Raw genomic sequence first — 23,707 nt, 5'->3', positions numbered from 1 at the left:
GTTTACCCCCGTAATAAGTTCTTAATGTTATTATAGTCTATAAAATAAACTATACGCAAGCTGAGATTATTACGAACAGGTCTGGAGAATAAATTATCTAAACTCTGAGTGAAGTCTAGGTCACTTAATTTGTCCTCATTAAATATAGAATTCCGGTAAAGTAAAACGGCTTCGCTTCCTGGTGCGAATTGCCATCTATAGCTAAGATCAAGATTCCAGATATTAAAATTTGCATCGGGATTATTCTCTTCAGTCACTGCATAATCAATTTGTGATAAATCTCCTTCTTCTCCAAGAATGGAAAATTGATCTTCGCCAAATTTTGCGGTAGACCAGAAATGCCTGAAACTAAGATTGATTCCCTGTTTATTATTAAAATTATAGGTCGCATTAAGTGAATTCTCGATACTTTTTTGCTGCCTGTTCCCAAAGATCACTTCCTTATCTACCAGGCTTACATAACTTGGACGATCATCCTGAAAGTTATACCTGAATTCATAGATCATATTAAAATGCTCATTAAACCTGAACCTGGGGGAAAATCTAAACCGAAGATTATTATATGAGGAATTAAGATATTCATCATAACTCATCCGGATATCATAGGCAAATCTCTTTCGATAATCTGAAGAAACAAAAAAGCTCATGTCGGCGAATGCATCATAAAGTATATAAGTATCTTCTGCTCTTGGTTCAAAGTAATCCTTAAATTCTGAATTATAGCCAATAGAACCTCCAAAAGCGAAGCGCTTTTTCGTTACCGCAAAGAATCTCCCTCCGCCAGCTGTATTTACTGAGACATCGGGTTTATATCTTCGTAAATGCTGCCCAAAAACGCCTACTTCAAACCTGTTGAAATTTCCTTTAGGCTCAAAAATTTCATAAGAACCCCCCCAGAAGAAATTATTATAATTGTTAATAAAACTAATTCCAAGGTCATTGATATCATATGTTTCATTTGCAAATTCGTGACCTACCCGGTATCTAATATTCCCTTTCGTCCTTTCCACAGATAACTCCGAAGCAAAACCGGTTTCGTTCTGCCCCGGCTTATTCACATTGCTCATTTTCGCCTCTCCTTCAAAATTGAATGAATTCGATTTGTTAAATATATCGAATAGAAATGCCGAAACATTCCCATCACGAAATCTACCATCACGTGTAACATTGGTATTTACAAGGGTAATAGAGGAGTTCTTATTAAAGCGCTGATCCAGCACAAGGATGTTATAATTAGCCAGAGGTTCGGTTGTTTTTCGTCTTTCAATGCCTGTTACCGTATCCTTTATAACGGCTTCCTGAGCGTCTGTAACTGCATTAAAAAAACCGATTCCTAATCCACGGTCTGTACGTCCGGATATCTTGAGGGCATTTAGTAGATCTGTTCTTTCAGGATTTTCGATGATCTCTTCATTTTCAAAAAGATCTGCCTGGGCGTCGTTAAAACCTATGGGGGTATTTCCAACTCTTCTTGAATAGAAAAGATTTCCTTTATTAAATAATTCGGTTCCTTCCGTAAAAAATGCCCGGTTTTCTCCAAAGATCTGCTCAAAGGGTCCCAGATTAAGTTCAACCTGATCAAAAGCCACCTGCCCAAAATCTGGCACCAGCGTCATGTCCAAAGTAAAGGAATCATTGATTCCGTATTTAAGGTCCAGACCTGCATTGAAATTTATATTTGTTATCCCATCAAATTGGTCCAGAACAGTCGAGGTATAAGGATATAAACTAAGTCTTACCGGTGGATCTATATTGGTTACACCCCTCAAAAGACCGGTGTACTGGCTGGGCTGTCCCAGAGATTTATTTATATAATTCCACACATACCGGGAATTGAGATGTTTGATGTCGCGGTAAAACTGTATACCCCAAAGCTGATTCTCCTTATCTGGAAATCTTAAAGCTGCGTAGGGTATTTTGATCTCTACGTACCATCCTTTATCATCTTGTGAAACTGCAGATTCCCACACAACGTTATACCCAAAATCTTCCCTGTTCCCGGTCATTCTTGCATCGGCCTGGGTACCTGCTGCCGTGACAATGAACCTTGTTTGATTTTCCCCGTCGTCATAAGTATTAATATCTATTACAAAGAATTCAGACTGGTTGAGGTTGTCCCTTTGGGTGAACTGTTTCATGATCCTTTCCGGATGTTCCTCCAGCATTATTCCCGCAATATATATGGCTTCGTTGTCATACAGGATCTTGATCCTGGTTTCATGTGACTCATCAATCGGGTCCCCGTCACCTGGTTCTATCATCACGAAATCTCCCTGTGATTCGATTAGGCTCCAGGCTTCGTCATTAAGTATACCATCAATTTTTGGAGGGGTTTCAATCCGTTGGGTGGTATAACTTCTTCTTTCTTTTTGTGCTGCCTGACCATAGGTATAATAGCAGCATATGAATAAGGTGAAAAGTAAAAAGGGTCTAAGGAGCATTGATTTTACGGAGCTTGAAAATAAAAACTGGCCAAATGTATTATTGTTATTGCATACTGGCAAAGTATTTCTATAAATTCAAGTTAAACAAGCTTTGTTTTGTTTATTAAAAAAGTAAATTTGATAAACAAAACTAGAGATGAATTTATGATAGAGGATAATTTGGCAAAAGCAACATTAGCCGGTGGGTGTTTTTGGTGTACCGAAGCTGTATTTCAAAGACTGGAAGGGGTCAAAAAAGTAACTTCAGGATTCACTGGTGGAGAAATTAAGAACCCGGCTTATCGTGAAATTATTACCGGAAGAACAGGCCATGCCGAAGCTATAGAAATAATTTTTGATCCAAATGTTATATCCTACGAGGAAATACTACTGGTATTTTTTGCGACGCATGATCCTACAACTTTGAACAGGCAACAAAATGATGTGGGAACACAATACCGCAGCGGCATTTTTTATCACGACGAAAAACAAAGGCAAATAGCCGGTGAGGTGATTGAGCTACTGGTGAAGCAGAAAACTTTTAAGGATCCTATCGTTACTGAAGTAACACAGGCTACGCCATTCTATGTCGCAGAAAAGGAACATCAGGATTTTTATAATCATCACAGGCAGCAACCTTACTGCCAGTATATAATAGATCCTAAAATCAATAAACTAAAGAGACTTTTTTCTGATAAATTGAAACAAACAAATTAAGATGTCATATAAATTACGTGAGGAATATGATCCACATATTACTTCAAATTTGAAATCAAATTTCCGCGAGATTATTAGTGGAGTAGGTGAGGATCCAGATAGAGAAGGGGTATTAAATACGCCGGAAAGAGCCGCAAAAGCTATGCAGTTTCTTACTCAGGGGTATTCCATGAACGCCGAAGAAATATTAAAAAAAGCTGTTTTTGAAGAAACATATGATGAAATGGTGGTGGTGAAGGATATAGAATTATATTCATTGTGCGAACACCATATGCTGCCCTTTTTTGGTAAAGCTCATATTGCCTATATTCCAAATGGTAAGATCATAGGCCTTAGCAAACTTCCCCGGGTGGTGGATGTCTTCTCAAGGAGACTACAGGTACAGGAGCGATTAACCAATGATATTCTGGAATGCCTGAATGAAACCTTGAAGCCGCAAGGCGTTGCGGTCGTTATAGAAGCAGTTCATTTATGTATGATGATGCGTGGAGTGCAGAAACAAAATAGTGCCACTACCACCTCTGGATTCAGAGGGCAGTTTAAAGAAATAGAAACCCGAAATGAATTTCTGAAACTCATCTCCTCAGATTTAAAATAAAACACTGGCATCTTTTTTGATTTATTCGGGATAAAACCGAAAGAGATGAAATTATTAAAAGATAAATTATTTATAAAAGGTCTGGTATACGACCTTACCGGGATGGCGACAGTTGCTATACCGTTAATTGGACCTTTTCTGGATTTGCTTTGGGCTCCCTATGCAGCAAAAAAGATGCGTGAAATGTATCCTGGCAAAAAAGGGAAATTAGCTTCAGTAATTGTATTCCTGGAAGAGATACTGCCAGGAACAGATATTATTCCAACTTTTACGCTAATGTATTTATACAGTTTCGTATGGAAAAAGCAACCACAGCCTCAGGTTATTGAGGTGGAAAGTTATTAGTGTTTTTTTAATTAGTTGAAGAAAAATGGCTGTCTGTGATTAGACAGCCATTTTTTATTAGAGACTTAAAGTAGCCGAAAACATTATGTTTCGCCCTATATTGAATATTCCATCAGTCTTTAACCTGGACAGGTGAGAAATGTACTCTTTATCCAAAAGGTTGGTTCCACTAAGGCTAAGACCCAAATTGAAGCTATCCAGCTTTAGGGTAGTCCCTAATCCTGCTCCAAGGAGACCATACCCGGGTGTGGCACTTTCAAAATTTCCGGGGTTGTTTTGATCAAATACATTTTGCAATCTGATGAAGGCATATTTTTTCGAAAATGTATAACCTTCTTCAAATTCTACCCTGAACGTATTGGTTATAGAATTCGCCGGTATCAATGGTAGATAATCATTGTTAGATAGCTGGCCGGTAACAGTTTCAAAACTGCTTTCAAGATGTAACCAGTCTAACGGGTGCGGGTGAATATGCACGCCCAATTCGCCGCCATATAAAGTAGCATCCTGTTGCCTGTATTCGAACACCGGATCATTTTCGATAATTTCCCCGGTAGGATTTAGGAAAATATAGTTGCCTACAGAGTTGTGAAACCCGTTAACATAAGCTTCAAAATGTTGATTCCTGTATTCCAAAGACAGATCTACCTGAAAATTTTGTTCGTTCTCAAGCAGAGGATTTCCAATCTCGTAACGGTTAGTTCCATGATGCGCCCCGTTAGAGGTTAATTCAGATAAATTAGGCGCTCTAAAACCACTAGCCAAATTCAACCTGGCAATAAATTTCTGGTCTATTTGATACTTTGCTCCAAATGCTCCATTGAAGCTATTAAATTTCCTGTCGAGGGCGTTAATAACATCACCGTCTTCAGAAATAAATGCTTCACTTTCCAGGTTTCTATTGTCAAATCTCAAACCTCCCTGGAAATCCCAGTTTTCAAGATGGTAATGTGTGGTTACAAAAATTCCAAAATCAATAGTTTCTGAATCCGGTATTAAAATTTCTTCACCGAAGTTTTCATTGGTTTGAAACATTCCCTGAATTCCTGTAATAGTCTCGAAATTCCCTATTTTAGGAAGGTTGTACTTCAAGTTATAGTTTAAGGTTTCAAGATGCATCTCCAGGGCTGCTTCTCCATCTTCATGTTCCTCATGTTCCTCTTCAGTCTCTTCTTCTTCCTCGTGCTCCTCATGTTCCTCGAACTCCTTCCTGTCATTAAATTGATATCCTATTTTCATGTCCAGGCTCGAATTATTGAAAAAGAATTTATTGTCCAGGCTAACTATATGGTTATCTATTTGCTGGTAAGGGATCATGGGATCCTTTTCAGTAGATTGGGCGCCAATTTCTTCAGGGATACCTATATTGCTTTGGTTATAGTTATATCTAAGATCTGCTTTGTATTTACTATCCTGAAATCCAAACCCGGCTTTTAGATCTTTTTCATTGAATCTGGTATTAGTAACCCGAATGCCATCCCCAGACTCATAATCGCTATGGGCAGCATAACTTCCGCGGGCAAGGAATTTGAGTTTTTCACCCGATGTCTTAGCCATTCCGCTAAGTTGATATCCTCTTGTGTTACTAAAATAATCGGCATCTACACCGGCATTAGTATGTCCACTTTGAGCAAAACTTTCAGGATTCAGATATAGTACCCCTCCAATGGCGTCGCTTCCATATAGAAGTGAGGCGGGACCTTTTATTACTTCTACACTGGATATACCCTTGGAGTTTATTCCAAGGCCATGCTCATCACCATATTGTTGATTCTCCAGGCGAATACCCTGGGTATAAACCAGAACACGGTTTGAGCTTAAACCTCTAATCACAGGTTTACCAATACCCACGCCCGTGGTCAAACTTTCTACTCCGGCAATCTGTGCGATCCCGTCAGATAGGTTAATGGCTCCTTTTCGGTTAAGTTCAGAGAGGCTTTCTCTCTCAACCTTCATCACATTTTCGCTTTGTAATTGGTGAAAAGGAGTAGATATGATCACTTCTTCCATTTCTATGGCAGAAGGATTTAAAGTAATATCAAAATTATCCAGAGGTAGATTGATCTCTGTATTATAGGTAGCATATCCTATGGAAGAAACCACAATTTTATATTTACCGTTAGGTAAATTATTGACGGTGTAATTTCCCTGTGCATCTGTTACAGTACCTTTTTCAAGGGCAGGAAATAAAATATTTGCACTAAAAACCGGCTCTCCGGTCTCTTGATCCTTTACAGTACCGGTTAACTGATTTTGACCGGATACAATAGGGTTTACTGCTAATAGCAGTATAAATAACAATGTAATTCGCATTGATAAAATTTAAATGATTTTTAATTCGCTTATTAACGGGAGTTAAGCGATCGCCGGAGGTCCGCGAAGGTCGAAGGCCAGGGCCTCAAAATCATTTAAAAATCTATAATAGTCAAAGGTGAGTTTTTCCTGGAAATCAACTATTACCAATTGGAATTCAGGAAAATCAATTCTTAGAGCGGGATTTTTCTGAAAATGGTGCAATTCACAATCCACAGATTTTGCGTGATAATGATGCTCGGCATTATTATCACAAAGTTTATGTGAATGTTCAGAGAACAGGTGGGTAAAACTTACCGCAGAAGGCAACAATATTAAAACTGCAGAAAATATAAAGAATATGTTTTTAAATACTTTCAGCATTATTCTTTAAAAACTTTAGCGAATCCCATGCGGCATAACATTTTCTTTTCAAATGCCCAGAAGAATTTAAACTGCCCAAAGATCCATCCAAAACTAACCAGTAAGATCTGATAAATAGGAAAGATCAAAACAATTCTGGCGAACCAGTAAACAGACCAGTGGGTAGTTTCAGCATCAATACCCAGGTACCCAACTACAGGACTAGCCAGTTTAGCTGCCGAAGAACCAGTGATCGCGAAGACCAGAAGTATTACAAATAATTGCCAATTAGAATCTATTCCCCAGCGATCTTTCAATTTCTTCATGCTGCAAATATAATGATTTGGAGAAAGAATCAAATTCTTGTGGGCACACTAAATCTTTGATTATACTGTCTGCTGAAATAGACGAAGTAATTATAAAGTAAATAGTTTACTTCATATCCATAATCAATATCAGACTCGTAGTTTATCTCGTTCAGGTATAAATTGGGATTGAATATCATAGGTTGATTTACCCTTTGATTGTATTCTGTAACCAGGAATTTGTTCTTATTTTCAAGGTAATTCTGGCTGTAATAACCCCTGGGCATGGCATATGAATTAATAAAAAGATTGAATCCTGGCTCAATAATTATGATTTCATATTCCAGGCTGTCATTAGCAATACGAACGGTGTCATTCTCAGCATTTGCAATTCTGTCTGAAGGGAATTTTTTATTTCCCGTAGTACCACAGCTGTATACCAGCAATCCCAGCAATAAGATGTAAATTATATTTTTCATTAAATCCTTTTAAAAATTATTATCGCAAAAATTATTCCTTATCATTAACGACCCCCGGTAAATCCTCCAAGAATACTTTCGTCATCCTTGTCATTATCCCGATTCAGGGAAATTTGCTCTGCACTGTCGACAATGCCCGGACTATCACTATTTTTAACCAGGACTTGAGTAAATTTCCTATTCAGATTATTTTCTTCTCCAGTGAGATTTTTTACCACTTCATTAAATTGAAGGTTGGTATCCTTTTTTAAAATTTCGTTTATAAGTACTGAGAGAAAACCAGAAGTAAGATGAAGAATCTGCACAAAATTTTCGTGTTCGATGCCAATAAGAGCCCCAAAATCCTTCAATTTTTCTAAATGTTCTTCTTCCAGGAGGTCATGCAGAACTTTTTCTCCAGTATTTATTATATCTTCTTCTTCAATAAAATGGATAAGGTCCCCGGTTTCTATTTTCTCCAGAGATTTTTCTTTTTTCATTATAGCCAGGATTGTGGGTAAGGCCAGTATAAATCCATTATGGATTTTATCCTTACTAATATTACACACTGCAACGCTCCGTCTTAGCAGGCGTTCTCCAGTATGAGTGCTGAAAATATCCAGAATATTTGCCATTTTTCTATTATTTAAATCATTAGTCAATTTACCAAGATTAGAATTAATTTTACCCAATGAAATAATAAAAAAGCCGATGAATTATCTTCATCGGCTTTACTTTAAATTACCCGGTATTAAGCCTTTTCTTTCTTTAAAATTGAAATGATTTGTTCAGCCAGTTCCACACCTATGCGCTCCTGTGCTTCCTGAGTCGCCGCCCCGATATGGGGGCTTAAAGAGATACTTTCGTTCATTAAAAGTTTGATCGCAGGATTAGGTTCATTTTCGTAAGTATCTAAAGCAGCAAAAGAAACCTTGCCAGTTTCTATAGCTTCAAGTAAAGCTTCTTCGTCCAGAACACCTCCGCGGGCTGCATTGATGATCCCAACTCCATCCTTCATTTTATCGAATTCGGCCTTACCTATTACCGGTTTATCCTGTGAAGGAACATGAAGAGTGATAAAATCTGAATCCCTGATTAGCATCTCAACAGGCTCAGTTTTAATAGGAATTTTTATAGTTTGATGATTATAAAATTCAAGAGTAATTTCAGCTTCACCAACCTCGTGATCACTAGCAATTACTTTCATTCCAACTCCCAGGGCAATTTTAGCCACTTCACGGCCTATTCTCCCAAATCCTATAATACCAAGGGTTTTTCCTCTTAGCTCAACCCCGCCGGCATAGCTTTTCTTAAGATCTTTAAATCTCGAATCACCTTCAAGAGGCATATTTCTGTTGGAATCATGTAGTTTTCTAACTCCGCCAAATAGATGGGCAAAAACAAGTTCTGCAACAGAACTTGAAGATGCTGAAGGGGTATTGATCACAGAAAGACCTTTACTGCGGGCATATTCTACATCTATATTATCCATACCAACGCCTCCACGGCCAATAACCTTTAAGTGAATACAAGCATCGATGATCTCTTTTCTTACTTTGGTAGCACTTCTTACAAGCAGCACACTTATGCCATTATCCCGCAGGTAATCTTTTAGTTGCTCCTGGGCAACTTTCTTAACTATTACTTCAAAACCAGCCTTCCTGAGCGAATCAATCCCGCTTTGTGATAAGCCGTCGTTTGCTAATACTTTCATCTTAAAATATCTGTTATTTTATACTTTTCTTTCCAGTTCCTGCATAAAATCTACAACAACCTGGACACTTTCCAGAGATAATGCATTATACATGGATGCGCGATATCCACCAACACTACGATGACCATTTAAACCATTGACCCCAGCTTCCTTCCACATCATATCGAATTTCTCCTGGTGTGATTCATCCTTTAAATTAAAAGTGGCGTTCATTACAGAGCGATCCTCTTTTGCTGCAAATCCAGTAAATAATGGATTCCTGTCTATTTCACCATAAATAAGTTCAGCTTTTCTATTATTCTTTTGTTCCATCGCCTGAATGCCACCTTTACTTTTTATCCATCGCAGGGTAAGCATAGAAACATAAACAGCGTATACCGCGGGTGTATTAAACATGCTTTCCTTTGATATATGTACAGCATAATTCATCATAGAAGGGATTTCTCTCGATACCTTTCCTAAAACTTCCTCTTTAACAACCACCAGCGTGGTGCCGGCAGGGCCCATGTTTTTTTGAGCTCCGGCATAGATGAGATCAAATTTGGAAAAATCAATTTCCCTGGAAAAAATATCACTGCTCATATCGCAGACTATAGGCAGGTCTGTGGCAGGAAATTCTTTAATCTGAGTTCCAAAAATGGTATTGTTGCTTGTACAGTGGAAGTAATCTGCATCTGCTGGTATTGTATAATTTTTTGGTATATAATTGAAATTCTTTTCTTTGGAAGAGGCTACTTCAACCACTTCACCAAATAATTTGGCCTCCTTGATCGCTTTTGAGGACCAGGTACCTGTATTAAGATATGCAGCTTTTTTTTCAAGAAGGTTGTAGGCAACCATTAGAAATTGCATACTCGCTCCCCCCTGAAGAAAAAGTGCTTTATATCCTTTATTCTTTAACCCCAATAATTCTAATACCAGCTCCTGGGCTTCATCCATTACTGCCACAAAATCTTTGCTTCTATGTGATATTTCAAGGATGGAAAGTCCCGAGTTATTAAAATCTAGTATTGCCTGAGAGGCCTCCTTAAAGACTGATTGAGGTAAAATACAGGGGCCTGCGCTAAAATTATGTTTTTTCATAGAATATAAGTTGTTATAACAAATATGGCACAATTTAAAAGTTTGTCCTGTTAGTAAAATTATAAGATTAAAGTTGGGAAAGGAAGTCTATGGTGTCAATATTATCAGCATAATCCCAAAGTTGTGGCTTTTGGGTATAACCAAATCTAACAGAATCCTTTTCATTGCTATTCCTCACCACACACTGGATTTTTTCTGAATTCCCTTCCAGTAATCTATTAAGTTCTTCTTTAGTGCTATATGTTTCGTAAAATAATGTGGCGATGGGAGATCCAAAACTTTTGTCTTCTTTCAACATTAAAAAACCATTATCCAAAAGTTTAAATTCACTCATTAGGTACACCGCTTTATTATAATCATAATTATTGGCGTATTTATTCTGGTTAATTATGGGATTCCACTCATAGATGGCTTCGAAAAAAGTATCAAAGTTGTAATTCTCAGGGACATATAGTTTAGAGATATTACGGCATCCAAGGCCATAATATCTGAATATATCTTCACCCAGTGCTTTCAAGTCTTCTTTGGTCTCATTTCCGGTAAGAATGGCCACAGAATTTCTATTCTTCCTTATTATACTAGGTTTACCTTTAAAATAATATTCGAAGTAGCGGGCCGTATTATTGCTACCCGTAGCGATAACAGCATCAAAGTCCTCTAGTTTATCTTTTGTAAATTTTATTCGATCCTCATATCTTTTATCCAGATGTTTCAAATACTCCACTAAGACAGGCAAAAGTATCTGGTCGTTACTGGATTGTTTCACCTGGACCGTATGTCCGGTTACCAGGACAGATAAGAAATCATGAAACCCCACTAACGGGATATTTCCGGCCATAACAATGCCTACAGTTTTTCCGCCACTACCTGATAGATCGTATTTTCCCAGCCATAATTTTAAATTCTCCGGGGTGAGAGCTTCGCTCCACTGCTGTAGGGCAAAAACAATATTTTCCCGGTTGAACCAGCCATTGTGATTTACCGCAAAATCTATCTTTTCGTTAAAGAGATGAAAGAATTCCTCATTTGCGGGAACTTCAGCATCTGGTGAAGAGTTCGTCAGTTGAAATTGTCCCAGAAATTTACCTAAGGTGATAAGATGTGCTTTATGGTCGTTGATTGTCATCCTCTAATTTGGTTATGAATGTGGCCTACGTTAAATTTGTGCAGCGAAATTAAAGTTTCCGTGGCTTAAAACCATAAAATTTCCCAAAAGCTACCGGTGTTTTTTCGTTGAGTACTTAAATTTACAAATAAAAGAAGAGCTATGGCAATTGTAATAACCGATGAATGCATAAACTGCGGGGCCTGTGAGCCAGAATGCCCAAATACTGCAATTTATGAAGGTGCAGATGACTGGAGGTATGCAGATGGAACCGATCTTGAAGGTGAGATAGTGCTGCCTGATGGTAAAGAGGCGAATGCTAATGAAGCACAGGAACCATTAAGCGATGAGATCTATTATATTGTTCCAGATAAATGTACAGAATGTAAAGGTTTTCATGAGGAACCACAATGTGCTGCGGTTTGTCCCGTAGACTGTTGTATTCCAGATGATGATCATGTAGAAAGCGATGAGGAATTGCTGGCCAAGCAACGCTTTATGCATGAAGAAGATTAAAACCTGCGATACTTTTTTGAAATCCTGTTCCTAGCGAACGGGATTTTTTCTTTTAGAATGTTATTGTTTAGCTTAAAGGTTGAAAATGAAGTGTTTGAATCCTTGTCTAATTTTAATTCTTTCTAAATTGGCCCGAAGTAGTTCTATGCTTGATTTTACTTTGATTTTTTTAATAAATTTGGGCTGCCCGGAAAATAATCGAATTCCAACTTTTCCGGAAAAATGTTGCTAAGTAGAATAAAATCTGGCAATTTGTTAAAAGGATTGTTAGGTCTATTGAATTATGGCTAATTCAAATAAAAAAACCTCGCTGCGAAGCGAGGTTTTTTCTTTTTTATTCTTCTATTTTCCGCTTTATCTTGTCTATCGCGTTTTGAATAGATTTTTCAGGTTCAATAATATTATTACTTCCCCAGAAGTCTGAATCATAGAAACCAGATACATCATCAACCATTACAATATTAGGTCTAATAAGGTCGGCAGATTTTTTCCAGTCATCACTTACATACTCCTGGTAGTCTGTAACTACCATTTCACTATTGATCTTATATTTAGAATTAAAGATCTTTCTTTTCCAGTTCACCACATAGTCCATTTGTGCCTTACCGTATGCGTAATGCCATTTACCATTATCCTGAGCATAATCCACCTGGTAATTTAATTCTGTGGGATAAACTTTCGCACCGTTCGGCTTTTTCTTTACGAACATTGCGGCGGCGGCATCCCTGTCATCTACATTCAGACTATAATCTGCCTTCACGAGAGTGGAGGTTTCAGCATCAATAAATAACTTACCATAATACCATGGATCAGATTTATCTGATTCTTCGAAATTTACCACGTAAGTGTACCGATCATTGATCTTGGTAGGATCATCGAATTCAAACTTGTAACTGTCTATCATCTCTGGTCTCAATACATACTCGGTATATTTCATCATGTCAAGATATAATGTATTGAACGGCCCACCGCGTAATTTTAAAGCCAGTGTATCCAACCTGTCATAATCGGTGCTTTTACGAGCTTTATAAAGCGACACCAGATCTCTTTTAGGTGAATTGTAAGGACTCTTGGAGATCTTTACCACGGCTTCAGAAAGACTCACGTTATTCCAGCCTTTTTTGATAGTTTCCCGGTAAAAGGAGGTCATCAGGCTTTGATCTGTGAGGTAATTTTCATCTTTCTTCGAGAGCATTTCTTTAACCAAAAGGTTTGGATTTGTAGCTTTATACAGGCTAACTTCTGTCAATTCCTGAACGGTTTCCTCTAATTCTATGACCGTATTAGAGCTTTTAAAATAATCTAAAGGAAGTGTCTTGGATTGGAAACCCAAAACAGATACTGTAACTGTAGCGTCTGTAAGATCTTCGGGAACTTTTAAAGAAAACTGTCCATCAGCATTTGTAATAGTAGAAATATTACTATTGTTCAGAGCCAGGTAAGCAGAAGATATCGGCTTACCATTTCTGGCATTCACAACTTCTCCTTTATACTCAACGAATTTAATATCTGAAGGCTGAAAAGCGAAACTTTCCATACTTACAAACACGAAACTGAGCAATAATAAAAGAAAACGTGTTTTACCACTTAAATATGTTTCTAATTGTTTCATAGGGTGTGAAATTATGTTTAAATAAACTTATACAATATAATGAATTTTAGAGGTATTATGATGTGAAATGCTTTGAAATTGAAGTGAATAGATGTAGCATTTCCACCTAAAACTTAGATTTATTGTAGATTTTATATTTTGTGGAAGTAATTAATCTATTTTGAAAGATAATTTTTCCAGCAGATCAAAAGAATATAGAAAATTCAGGCCGGGTTATCCTCCGGAAGTTTTTCAATTGATTCGTCAACATTTAACCGCATGTGATAGCGCATGGGACTGTGGCACCGGAAACGGTCAGGTTGCCGCAATTTTATCAGATTTCTTTCATCTTGTGGAAGCTACAGACATTAGCGAGAACCAATTAAAGAATGCGATAAACCGCAGAAATATTAAGTATTCTGTGCAACCGGCTGAGAAGACAGATTTCTGCGATAATCAATTTGATCTGATTATAACTGCCCAGGCCGTGCACTGGTTTGATTTTGAACAGTTTTACTCAGAATTAAAAAGATGTCTTAAACCAGAGGGATTATTTGTAATACTTGGTTATGGATTATTTCACAGCAATCCTGAAACCAACAGGATCATTGAGAATTTTTACCAGAATATCGTGGGGCCTTACTGGGATAAAGAACGATCTTATCTGGATCAAAATTATAAGACTATTCCTTTTCCGTTTCAGGAAATTAAAACTTCAGCATTCGAACAGCAATATTACTGGAATATAGAACATCTGTTGGGGTATTTAAGAACCTGGTCTGCGGTAAAGCATTATGAAAAGAAGAATAGAGAAGATCCGGTTAATAAAATTGAATCCAGTTTAGGAATAGCTTTTGGAGTCACTAATTATGTCCGTTTTCCGATTTTACTAAGAATGGGGAAAATGGACAATATTGATCATTAATTCTACAAATTTTTAAATAGCTTAATCTCAATAAGCTGCGGTTTGAGTATTTAAATTTTAGTGGCATGAAATATGACCATAGCCAAGGCGTTATTCAGGATCACCTAAAAATTTAAATATGAAGAAGATCATTTTTGGAATTGTTTTACTTGTTCTAAGTATTCAGGGAGCTATTGCACAGATTTATGCAGAAAATCAAAATGCTACGGTAACAGAGCAGGTATTAAAAGAACTTAACCGGGAACGAACCTTGCTTAGCCAGAACCTGGAATTCCGAATAAAGGAAATTGATTCCAAGATCAATAACCTGGATGAAAGCATAAAGAATACAAATTCGGCTTCAGAAAAGGTGGAAAAGCTTTTAGAAAGGGTTAAGTACCTTGAAGAGCGGCAGGATGAAATCGATAAGAATACCCTGAGCGTCTATAAATATAATTATAGCTCTGCAGTTCTAAACCTCGCTTCCATGGAGCGGGAGATCAAGCCGTTAAATCTTTTCAATTCTTCAAGAGAATTCTATTCCACCCTGGATGCGGTGGGTAATCCCATGAACTACGAAGGCTATAAGGAATGGTTCGGAAAATTTAAAACCTATATCGCAGAGGAGAAAAAGGATGATGCACGTCTGGAGGCTTTGAATCATATGTTGGAAGTCACCGGCGACCTGGCGAAAGGAACTCCTTTTACAGGAGTTTTTGCCGGCAGTCTTTTCGATGGAATCAGTCAGTTTATAGGAAGTTTAAATCGAAGAGATAAGGATTTAAGGGAACAAAGTATGAAAATGCTGAAGCTTACTACTTCCATAGCTCAATTTACTCATGACAAAGACCTGATCGAAACCGAATGGGAAGCGATTAATAAAAGCCTTAATGAGCTTAAAGAGCTTCAGAATACCGCCATGCAAGAAAACCTGGTAGAAATACTGGATATACAGACAAAGGATTTCACGGCAAATTTTACGAATGAAACCGACGCCAAAAAGCGAACCCAGTATATTCTGGATATTTCCAGGATTGCTGAAAACCGTATTATGGAAGAACGTAAGGCCAATCCTGAAAACTGGAAACAGGAATATCACGACCAGATGCTCGCGATACAGAATTTGAAGATTCGATTCGGAATGCTGACTTTTAGAATTTTAGAAAACCTGGATAAATATGAAAAACTAATTCATAAATACCAGAATGACCCGCTTCTTAAAGATGAAATGACGAATCTTAAATTAAAACTTGATCTCGTAAGAAATAGTTTTGAATCTACGTTTAATCCCCAGGAATATATTAAAGCCTCCAATGAGATGTATATCGTTGATTAATTAGTTTTAATCATAATTTTTAAGGATAGCTTTAATAGCCCGCAGTGGAATCAGGATCCATTCAGGCCTGTTTTCGATCTCATAATCAAGCTCGTTCAGGGCTTTTTCAAGTAAAAAGGTTTGTAATAGAATCTTAAAATCGGCCTGATCCTTCGGAACAAAATCCTTGTTTGCAGCCTTATCAAGGTATCCTTTTATATATAACCTGCTGGTGTAATAGTGCCAGGTTTCTGCCCATGCTTCAAGGTCTCCCTCTTTTCGGCGCTGGTCAAATTCTGAAGAAATGATATTGCTGTATGATACATAATGAAGCGAGCTTATCATTGCCGCAAGATCTCTCATGGCAGAACGTCTTATACGCCGTTCGCTAAAGGATTTTGACGAGTCGCCCTCAAAACTGTTCATAATGTATTCGCGCCCGGTCCAGAGGATCTGTTTCAAGTCGAAATCACCATGAGTCCTGATCTTCATTACTGAAATTTTGTGATCATATATTTTCCTGAAACAATCCAGGATCTCTTTTTTGAGATCTATCACTTCACGCGCTTCCATCGCCGTGCTTTCGGGAAGCTGTTCGATAATTTTCTTTAATTTTTCCAGGCTGGTTCTCGTCAACGTTTGAAGCCCAGAGAAAAGAGATCGCTGGTAGTGCAGCGAAGATTCTTCCTTATCGAAATTTTTATCTGAGTCATGTTCAGATAATGAGGTATGCAATTCTGCTGTGAATTCTCCTAACTGATAGATTCTTTCTGGAAGTATGATCCCCGTCATTTCCTTAATCGTTTCCGGAAAGTCTTCGTAAGCAAGAGGTTCTGTAATATGTTCATCGAGTTTTTTATAATCTGTATCTCCGCTTCTGGTTAAAACCTCTTCATAATACCTGTTCAAAAGATCCTTAATATGATCCCATACTTCTCCCTGATTCTCTGTTAGAAGCTGTAACATTCCCAGAAAATAAGCTTTACCAGACCTCTGTTCGAAACTCAAAGTTCCTGCATATTTTGAGATCTTATCAAAGCTCGTCTGGGTGGACAGGAATTTGATCGTTTCCACATCTGGATTAAAGGATTGATCAAGTCTTCTATATATTTTCAGAAGAAGCTCGTTATTATAGGTGATCAATGTCTGCCTATGTTCGGTATTTACCAGTTCAGATCTTATCTCCTGTTCCAGATCTTTAATTATAGATTTTTCCGCGGAAAAATTTAAGGTGCCAGTTCCGGTTTTAGTGGACTTAGATTTTCTGAAATTTTCAATGAGGTATTCCCGGTAATCCTCTGCATATATAGAATCAAATAAATAACCCTGGTCATCGCCAATTTTTAATTTCGCAATAATTCCGCGTTTAGGGATTTCCTTTAAAACAGCCTCATCGTCTGCAGAAGTGAAAGAAACCGGAAGTTGATAATATTCTGGAAGACCTTCATTAAAAGTTACCTGCAGGATTATGATCCTCGTTGGAAGATCACTGATCTTGACCTCAATAGATTCCCTAATATTAATTTCCTGAATTTTTCTTCCCGCAATTTCAAACCAGCGACGGTTCAAAAGGTATGGTGGCAGGATCTGTTCTGAAAGTTTTTGCAGGGTCCTGTTCTTTAAAAGGTTGTTCCAGTTATCAATTTTCAATACCGGTATTTTGCTTTCGCCTTCAACCCGTTCTCTTTCTTTTTCCAGTATAAACCAGTAATAGCCATAAGGAGAAAGGGTAAATAGGTAAGGTCTTTCAGAAATTTGTGGAAACCTGTTATGACTAAAAACTTCCACCGGAGTATAACCTTTGTATTCGGCCAGGTCAAGTTCTGCAGGCTGGGAAAAGCGGGAAAGATTTCCCAAAACCAGTATTTGTTCATCTTCAAAAGTCCTGGTGTATGCTATGATCTTTGAATTTGCAGGAGATAGAAATTCAATATCGCCCCGCCCGAATGCTTTATATTTCTTACGCATTCCAATGATCCTTTTCATCCACCAGAGCAGGGAAGAGGAGGTCATTTGCTGGGTTTCCACATTTATAGCTTCATATTTATATTCGGGATCTATAATTAGCGGGAGATACAATTTATGGGGATTTGCTTTCGAAAACCCGGCGTTCCGGTCTGATGTCCACTGCATAGGAGTTCTAACTCCGTCGCGGTCTCCGAGGTAAAAATTGTCACCCATTCCTATTTCATCTCCATAATAAATTATTGGAGTCCCGGGGAGGGAAAATAACAGGACGTTCATAAGTTCAATCTTACTCCGGTTATTTTCAAGTAATGGCGCTAAACGGTGCCTGATTCCCACATTGATCTTCGCCTGTGGATCTTTGGTATATACTTTATACATATAATCCCTTTCTTCATCGGTGACCATCTCCAGGGTTAATTCATCGTGGTTCCTAAGAAAGATTCCCCACTGGCAATTTTCAGGAATCTCGGGAGTCTGGTCTATGATATCAATAATAGGGTAGCGGTCTTCCATCTTAACGGCCATGAACATCCGCGGCATAATGGGAAAATGGTAGTTCATATGGCACTCATCGCCATCCCCAAAATAAGCTGCAGAATCTTCGGGCCACATATTGGCTTCAGCAAGCAACACTTTATTGTCGTAATGCTTGTCTACATGAGCTCGTAGTTTTTTGAGAAAATCATGCGTTGGTTGTAGATTTTCACAATTGGTATCCTCTCTTTCGAACAAATAAGGAACCGCATCCAGCCTAAATCCATCCACGCCCATTTTGCACCAGTAATCGAGAATATTAAAAACCTCTTCCTGAACTTTTGGATTATCAAAATTAAGATCGGGTTGATGAGAGAAGAACCTGTGCCAGTAATAAGACTGAGCTTCAGCATCCCAGCTCCAGTTGGAGGGTTCGGTATCTGTAAAAATAATACGGGCATCTTTGTATTTCTGAGGATCATCGCTCCATACATAATAGTCCCTTTCATTAGAATCTTCAGGCGCTTTCCTTGCTCTTTGAAACCAGGGATGTTGATCTGAAGTGTGATTAATAACAAGCTCAGTTATGACCTTTAAACCGCGGGAATGAGCCTCTTTGATGAAGATCTTGAAATCTTCTACATCACCGTAGGAAGGGTTTATGGAGTAATAGTCTGCAATATCATAACCATCGTCTCGTAATGGAGAAGGGTAAAAAGGTAAAAGCCAGATCGCGGTTACTCCAAGGTCTTCCAGGTAATCCAGTTTTTGCATGAGTCCCTCAAAATCTCCAATTCCATCGCCATTACTGTCGAAAAAAGCTTTGATATGCAGTTCATAGATTATCGCGTCTTTATACCATTGAGTTTCTTTTGAATTTGATGTATTGGCCATAGATTAGGAATTACCGGATGTATAATAAATTCGACTATCGTTAAAATTAAAAAATATGTTCCCGTAAACCAGTTAAAAATATACTAAGAGTCTGTTTTGTAATTTTATAAAAACAAAAAAGGCCGGAACTAAGTCCGGCCTTTGAGGAAAAAGTGTAGGGTAAGTTACTTTTTCAAAAACTGTTTGTTCAGGATATCTCCCTCACCGGTATGTACCTTTAAAATATACATCCCAGAAAGTAATTGAGAAACATCTACAGTCGCCTTAGCTAAAGGTTTCCCATAGTTAACCTGATCCATTAACTGCCCGTTCATATTGTAAATGCCTACAGCGCTAATGGTAGAGTCTTCAACTTCTACATGGATCCTGTTCACTGCAGGGTTAGGATATAGATCAAAGCTTTTAGTTTCTTTGCTATCCTCGCTAATCGATGCAGATTTAGTTCCAATTCCTTGTTTTGCACCTGCAACCTGTGCTCCCTGAAGTACACTTAACTCGCTAAAATCGGCCATGGTAGTAGTACTGTTCGAGCCAGAAGCAACTCCTATCCCTACATAAACCGTAGCTCCAAAATTCACCCTTGTAGAGGCTACTTCGGTCCAGGAACTTGTTGAACTTCCAACATAAGAAGTGATCATATTTTCAGATCTAACGATCCTTATGTATTGAGGTATCGAGGAAGACTGAGATTTAGAATTCGTTAATTTTCCTCCGGTTGATTTTCTGAACTGTAACTGAACCTCTGCTCCTCTAAAGTTAGGGTTTGCAGTAATCGTGGTTGCCGCTACTTTTGCACCTGCATCCAGGGTTTCCCTAATCACAACAGACGCAGTACCATGAAGGCCGCCATTATTAAAACTGTTCAGCTTTGCGATCACTTCAGCATCTCCTGTTACTTCCTGGTAGGTGAAATAGAAAGCATCTGCCTTATCATTCATCCCCATACCAGAACCTGTAAGCTCGAAATGCCCATCTAAGTAACAGATCTCACCTGCTAATTGGCTATTTCCAACATCGGCAGATTTCCATGGTGAAGGAGCAGCGGTACAATAAGCGAAATCCTGAACTATAGAAATACTTCCGGAGCCAGAAAACGTTCCTGTATAGGCTCTAAATTCATCTATTGTATTCACATCGGTAAGACTACCGTTTAACTGAAAGTTACCGGCACGATCATCGGCATCATCGATATTCATGCTATTCACTTTTAAAGGAATAAGTTCCGTGGTAGCATCGAAGGCTGAAAGCTCTTCTTCAGTAAAATAGATAGTAAGATCATAGGTAGCTTCAGTATTTTCAGTAGAAATACTGAATGACTTAGAAGGTCTGGCCGTAGAAATATTAGGGAATACTTTAAAGCTGTTCCCTGCACTGGTAACACTCATAGTCACACAACCAAGATCTGCTGAAGCATTCTCGATTTTAGCGATCAGGGCTTTATCTGTATTACTTAAGAAATAAATAGTATTCCCGGATTGTACAGTTGCAGTTGCCTGCTCGTCCTGCTGAGTTTCTATACCTGCAGGTATCGCAGATACTTTTACATTATCTATGGCGAAACTAAACTGAGTTCCGGCATTGGTGTCGTTGTACCATCTCCATCCAAGGAAGAATGCTTTACCATCTAGTTCCGGGATCTCGGCAGTAAAGGTTCCACTGGCGGTATTCACACCTAAAGGCCCGGCACCTACAAATTTTTGTACAGGTACATAATCAGAACCATCTAGAGAATATACAAACTCCCCATAATCAAAAATAACAGAAGTATCCACAGCATCTGTCTCTCCACCTGCTTCCCAATCGAAACTTACTTTAACGTTGCTGGCTGCAGCTGCATTGATAAGTGAAGACCTTAGGATGGTATGAGAAGGCGAATTTTGATCGTAGAAAGGTATATCTGTTATTCCATCGCTAATATATGCTCTGCCCGCTGCAGAAAGATCTCCATTCACTTTCCAGATGTTGGACCCTTCAGCAAGTGCTACGGTAGACCAGTCGGCCGGCATGCCATCCTGATCAAAGGCTTCCATTAAAAGGTCGAATTCTTCTGTCCCGGTCCTTGGCGCAAAATCGTTATCAGATATAGCGTATTCCTGCTTATGGAAAGTTCCGTTATATATAAATGAAAGAACGATAGTTTCACTGTCTTCAATTACCGCATCATCATATACTGTAATCTGGATAGATTTAGTTTCTGATCCTGTAAAATTTAATGTTTTAGTAGATACAGAAAAATCTGATTCTTCCTCTGCAGTGCTGCCTGAAGTATTTAAAGTGATCTTGGCCGAGGCAGGTACTTCAACCCCGGTAAGCACCACAGAATAGGTATTGAAATCTTCACATCCATTAAGCTCATTATCTTCACTAAAGATCTGGACATTGCTATCGCTAAATGTAATGGTATTTGGCTCACCGGCATTATATCTTTCTCCTATATCTACAGCATGCCATGCATTGGTAGTTTGCTCCTCTTCAAAAGAACCAATACCAAATAAGGTTTGAGCTACAAGGATGGAGGTTTCCCGCATTTCAGCGAATTTCGCATTGGGTGACAACATTGTCTCCGCGATATAAGCGATCTGGGCTGATTTCTCGAAATCCAGACCAAAAACTTCATATGAATTTCCGGCATCTGTTACCTGGTCGTCTGCAGAAGCTTTACTGAAACCGGGAGAAAAACTTTGCCCGCTACCGCTAACAAGGAAGTAGAACCATTTGTTAAGTACTCCCGAGTTGGTGTGCACACCACACTGGTCATTAGCCAGGGTAGGAGTTCCACAGTCCGGATTCTGCCAGTTTTCACCTCCATAAGAATCCGGGTCTCCGGCAGCTTTTGGGTCGTCCATCCAGCGCAATGCTCTGGCATTCGCATCGCCAGGCTGTAAACCACCATCTCTCTCGTCTATTTGCTCTCCAATTCCCCATGGGTCGTATTGTAAGGAAGAATCGATCTGGGAAAGCACGTAATGTTCTACGGTAGCGGCCCAAATGTCTGAAAAACCTTCATTCATGGCTCCAGATTCTCTGGCATACACCAGGTCTGCTGTAAATTCACATACTCCATGACCAATCTCATGCGCACAAACGTCCATAGAAGTTAGGGGGGCAAAAGAACCATCAGGATTTGTTCCTCCCTGGTAACTACCGTCGCCGTAGGTCATGGCAGATCCATTCCAGAAAGCATTGTCATAGGCATCTCCATAATGTACATAGTTGAATACTTTTGTTCCCTTATCGTCATAACTAAGGCGATTGTGTACGTTCTTCCAATAATCCAGGACTACTTCTGCACCCCAATGTGCATCGAGAGCAACATCATCATTATTTTTTTCATTCGCCAGGGGATAAAAACTGGTGGTAGAGAAATCATCCTTTCTATGTTCTGAAGCATTCCAGATATTATCTGCGGTCTCAGGGTTTAGGGAATCACAGTCTCCATCATACACAGATTCTGCAAAGGTGGAAAGAGCGGGAATACTAAGCGGTAATCCACCAATCCCTTCATAAGAGAAAGTTTCATTTTCTATTCCACTAGGAGTAACTCCTTTAAGGGCAAATAAACCATTGGAATCCTGGGAAGTGTCAAAACTTCTGGTTCCCGCATAACGCGTATCCCCGGTAGCGCTTATGTAAGGCAGGTTAGGGGTTGTAGATTTAGATTTAGTGGCTTCCTTTTTTATGTCTTCCTTAGTGTGCCCATTAGCATGCTTTATGATTGCATCGTTTAAAAGGATCTTTCCCGTATTGGCATCTACATAGATATCTGCCCTGGAAACAGGCTCGGCTGCATATACATTGAATTTATAGGCTACTGCTGGATCTACTTCTACCGTTGAATAATCATCAACAATCACCAATTCCCCTTTAGGATAATAAGTGTCGTAAGCCGCTGTAACCTCTGGGTCACTACCAAGACTTTCGATGTATTCCCAGGCATAAAGGCTGGCTCCTACAAAGTCAAGCGCTTTTTGCAGGGCCGTAGCTTCATTGAGAGAAGTTGAAACTGGGAAAGAGTCACCCAGGTTATAATATTCTGCGGTAAAGGCAGTGATCACACCGTTCTTAGAGATTGCCTTAATAACACCATGTTCCACTTTGATACCTTTAGTATACTGTTGAAATTTATCCACCTGTAACCCATGAGAGTTCAATGATGTCTCCAGAATAAAAACAGTCTCTGGTCCGGTCCCCATCAAACTGGATAAAAAAGCAGGAGCTTCGGAAAGTGAAATTTGTCCTTTGGCAGTATTTAGTTGAATAACAGAGGGGGTTCCACGGCTGTTATCCATTTTAAAACTTTTGACCCTGGGATCATTTTCTAGATTCGAAGTAATTTCTCCAGTTGAGGTTTGGGAATAACCAATAAGGTTACCCATAAGGAAGATGATCAAAAAAATCTTCATCCTTTGAAGTAATTTTACATTCATAAATTTAAAGTAATAGTTAGTTAATAGTATTTACGGGAAGACTTTGCTTCCGGATTGGAAACTATTAATATTTCATATTAAATCGATAAAGTGTTATAAAATATCGACAAAAAGCATTTAAATTTATGTTTATATTAACTTGTGTAGGAATATTTGGTAAAAGGTTAAACAAAATAAACCACAAACAGTAAGGGAGGATTTTAGAGATTAGGCAT

Annotated in this window: 18 protein-coding genes; 6 read left to right on the top strand and 12 right to left on the bottom strand. The window is 38.6% G+C overall.

Features of this window, described 5'->3' with window-relative positions; genetic code table 11:
* Positions 1 to 2 precede the first annotated feature (2 nt).
* A complete protein-coding gene (locus FGM01_RS01580) occupies positions 3 to 2,441 on the bottom strand; it encodes a DUF5916 domain-containing protein (RefSeq protein ID WP_143409368.1) in 2,439 nt (812 codons plus the stop codon).
* A 147-nt stretch (positions 2,442 to 2,588) separates the two neighbouring features.
* Between FGM01_RS01580 and msrA the strand changes: the two genes are divergently transcribed.
* From msrA to FGM01_RS01565, 3 genes are read left to right on the top strand one after another with little or no spacing between them, the layout of a single operon-like run.
* Complete coding sequence (gene msrA / locus FGM01_RS01575; protein WP_143409367.1) at positions 2,589 to 3,140, top strand: peptide-methionine (S)-S-oxide reductase MsrA; 552 nt, start codon at positions 2,589 to 2,591, stop codon at positions 3,138 to 3,140.
* A 1-nt stretch (position 3,141) separates the two neighbouring features.
* Entirely contained in the window at positions 3,142 to 3,738 is a 597-nt protein-coding gene (gene folE, locus FGM01_RS01570; protein WP_143409366.1) for a GTP cyclohydrolase I FolE, read from the top strand.
* A 45-nt stretch (positions 3,739 to 3,783) separates the two neighbouring features.
* Entirely contained in the window at positions 3,784 to 4,083 is a 300-nt protein-coding gene (locus FGM01_RS01565) for a hypothetical protein (RefSeq protein WP_143409365.1), read from the top strand.
* A 57-nt stretch (positions 4,084 to 4,140) separates the two neighbouring features.
* Here FGM01_RS01565 and FGM01_RS01560 read toward each other — a convergent pair whose 3' ends face one another.
* From FGM01_RS01560 to FGM01_RS01525, 8 genes are all read right to left on the bottom strand, one after another.
* Positions 4,141 to 6,396, bottom strand: coding sequence for a TonB-dependent receptor (locus tag FGM01_RS01560; RefSeq protein WP_143409364.1), 2,256 nt, complete (start codon positions 6,394 to 6,396; stop codon positions 4,141 to 4,143).
* A 42-nt stretch (positions 6,397 to 6,438) separates the two neighbouring features.
* Complete coding sequence (locus tag FGM01_RS01555) at positions 6,439 to 6,759, bottom strand: hypothetical protein (RefSeq protein ID WP_143409363.1); 321 nt, start codon at positions 6,757 to 6,759, stop codon at positions 6,439 to 6,441.
* Positions 6,759 to 7,064 carry a DUF6787 family protein gene (locus tag FGM01_RS01550; RefSeq protein WP_143409362.1) on the bottom strand — a complete coding sequence of 102 codons (306 nt, stop codon included), beginning with the start codon at positions 7,062 to 7,064 and terminating at the stop codon, positions 6,759 to 6,761. Before FGM01_RS01550 ends, FGM01_RS01555 begins: the two co-directional genes overlap by 1 nt.
* A 29-nt stretch (positions 7,065 to 7,093) precedes the next feature.
* The gene (locus FGM01_RS01545; protein WP_143409361.1) at positions 7,094 to 7,522 is read right to left on the bottom strand and encodes a DUF6146 family protein; all 429 of its coding nucleotides are present in this window, start codon (positions 7,520 to 7,522) and stop codon (positions 7,094 to 7,096) included.
* Between the two features lie 44 nt (positions 7,523 to 7,566).
* Positions 7,567 to 8,136, bottom strand: a complete 570-nt coding sequence (locus FGM01_RS01540) for a hypothetical protein (RefSeq protein ID WP_143409360.1) — start codon at positions 8,134 to 8,136, stop codon at positions 7,567 to 7,569.
* 116 nt (positions 8,137 to 8,252) lie between these two features.
* A complete protein-coding gene (locus FGM01_RS01535; protein ID WP_143409359.1) occupies positions 8,253 to 9,215 on the bottom strand; it encodes a D-2-hydroxyacid dehydrogenase in 963 nt (320 codons plus the stop codon).
* An 18-nt stretch (positions 9,216 to 9,233) separates the two neighbouring features.
* Positions 9,234 to 10,298 carry a 3-phosphoserine/phosphohydroxythreonine transaminase gene (gene serC / locus FGM01_RS01530; RefSeq protein ID WP_143409358.1) on the bottom strand — a complete coding sequence of 355 codons (1,065 nt, stop codon included), beginning with the start codon at positions 10,296 to 10,298 and terminating at the stop codon, positions 9,234 to 9,236.
* A 67-nt stretch (positions 10,299 to 10,365) separates the two neighbouring features.
* Entirely contained in the window at positions 10,366 to 11,424 is a 1,059-nt protein-coding gene (locus FGM01_RS01525; RefSeq protein ID WP_143409357.1) for an acyl-CoA reductase, read from the bottom strand.
* A gap of 141 nt (positions 11,425 to 11,565) precedes the next feature.
* Between FGM01_RS01525 and FGM01_RS01520 the strand changes: the two genes are divergently transcribed.
* Positions 11,566 to 11,919, top strand: a complete 354-nt coding sequence (locus FGM01_RS01520) for a 4Fe-4S dicluster domain-containing protein (RefSeq protein ID WP_143409356.1) — start codon at positions 11,566 to 11,568, stop codon at positions 11,917 to 11,919.
* Positions 11,920 to 12,253: 334 nt separating this feature from the next.
* Here FGM01_RS01520 and FGM01_RS01515 read toward each other — a convergent pair whose 3' ends face one another.
* A complete protein-coding gene (locus FGM01_RS01515; protein WP_143409355.1) occupies positions 12,254 to 13,531 on the bottom strand; it encodes a carboxypeptidase-like regulatory domain-containing protein in 1,278 nt (425 codons plus the stop codon).
* Positions 13,532 to 13,691: 160 nt separating this feature from the next.
* Between FGM01_RS01515 and FGM01_RS01510 the strand changes: the two genes are divergently transcribed.
* Both FGM01_RS01510 and FGM01_RS01505 read left to right on the top strand, forming a co-directional pair.
* Positions 13,692 to 14,435 (top strand): class I SAM-dependent methyltransferase, encoded by a 744-nt coding sequence (locus FGM01_RS01510; protein WP_143409354.1) that lies wholly within the window; start codon positions 13,692 to 13,694, stop codon positions 14,433 to 14,435.
* A 118-nt stretch (positions 14,436 to 14,553) separates the two neighbouring features.
* A complete protein-coding gene (locus FGM01_RS01505) occupies positions 14,554 to 15,750 on the top strand; it encodes a hypothetical protein (RefSeq protein ID WP_143409353.1) in 1,197 nt (398 codons plus the stop codon).
* 6 nt (positions 15,751 to 15,756) lie between these two features.
* On the opposite strand, the gene treS is transcribed toward FGM01_RS01505, so the two are convergent.
* Together treS and FGM01_RS01495 are read right to left on the bottom strand one after the other, a co-directional pair.
* Entirely contained in the window at positions 15,757 to 19,065 is a 3,309-nt protein-coding gene (gene treS / locus FGM01_RS01500) for a maltose alpha-D-glucosyltransferase (RefSeq protein ID WP_143409352.1), read from the bottom strand.
* Between the two features lie 164 nt (positions 19,066 to 19,229).
* Positions 19,230 to 23,468 carry a M4 family metallopeptidase gene (locus tag FGM01_RS01495; RefSeq protein ID WP_166435170.1) on the bottom strand — a complete coding sequence of 1,413 codons (4,239 nt, stop codon included), beginning with the start codon at positions 23,466 to 23,468 and terminating at the stop codon, positions 19,230 to 19,232.
* Between the last annotated feature and the right edge of the window lie 239 nt (positions 23,469 to 23,707).

Source organism: Christiangramia sabulilitoris (assembly GCF_007050985.1).
Taxonomy (GTDB): Bacteria; Bacteroidota; Bacteroidia; order Flavobacteriales; family Flavobacteriaceae; genus Christiangramia; species Christiangramia sabulilitoris.
Note: the sequence above shows the minus strand (reverse complement) of the source record. Positions and strands in the feature narration are given on the sequence as shown.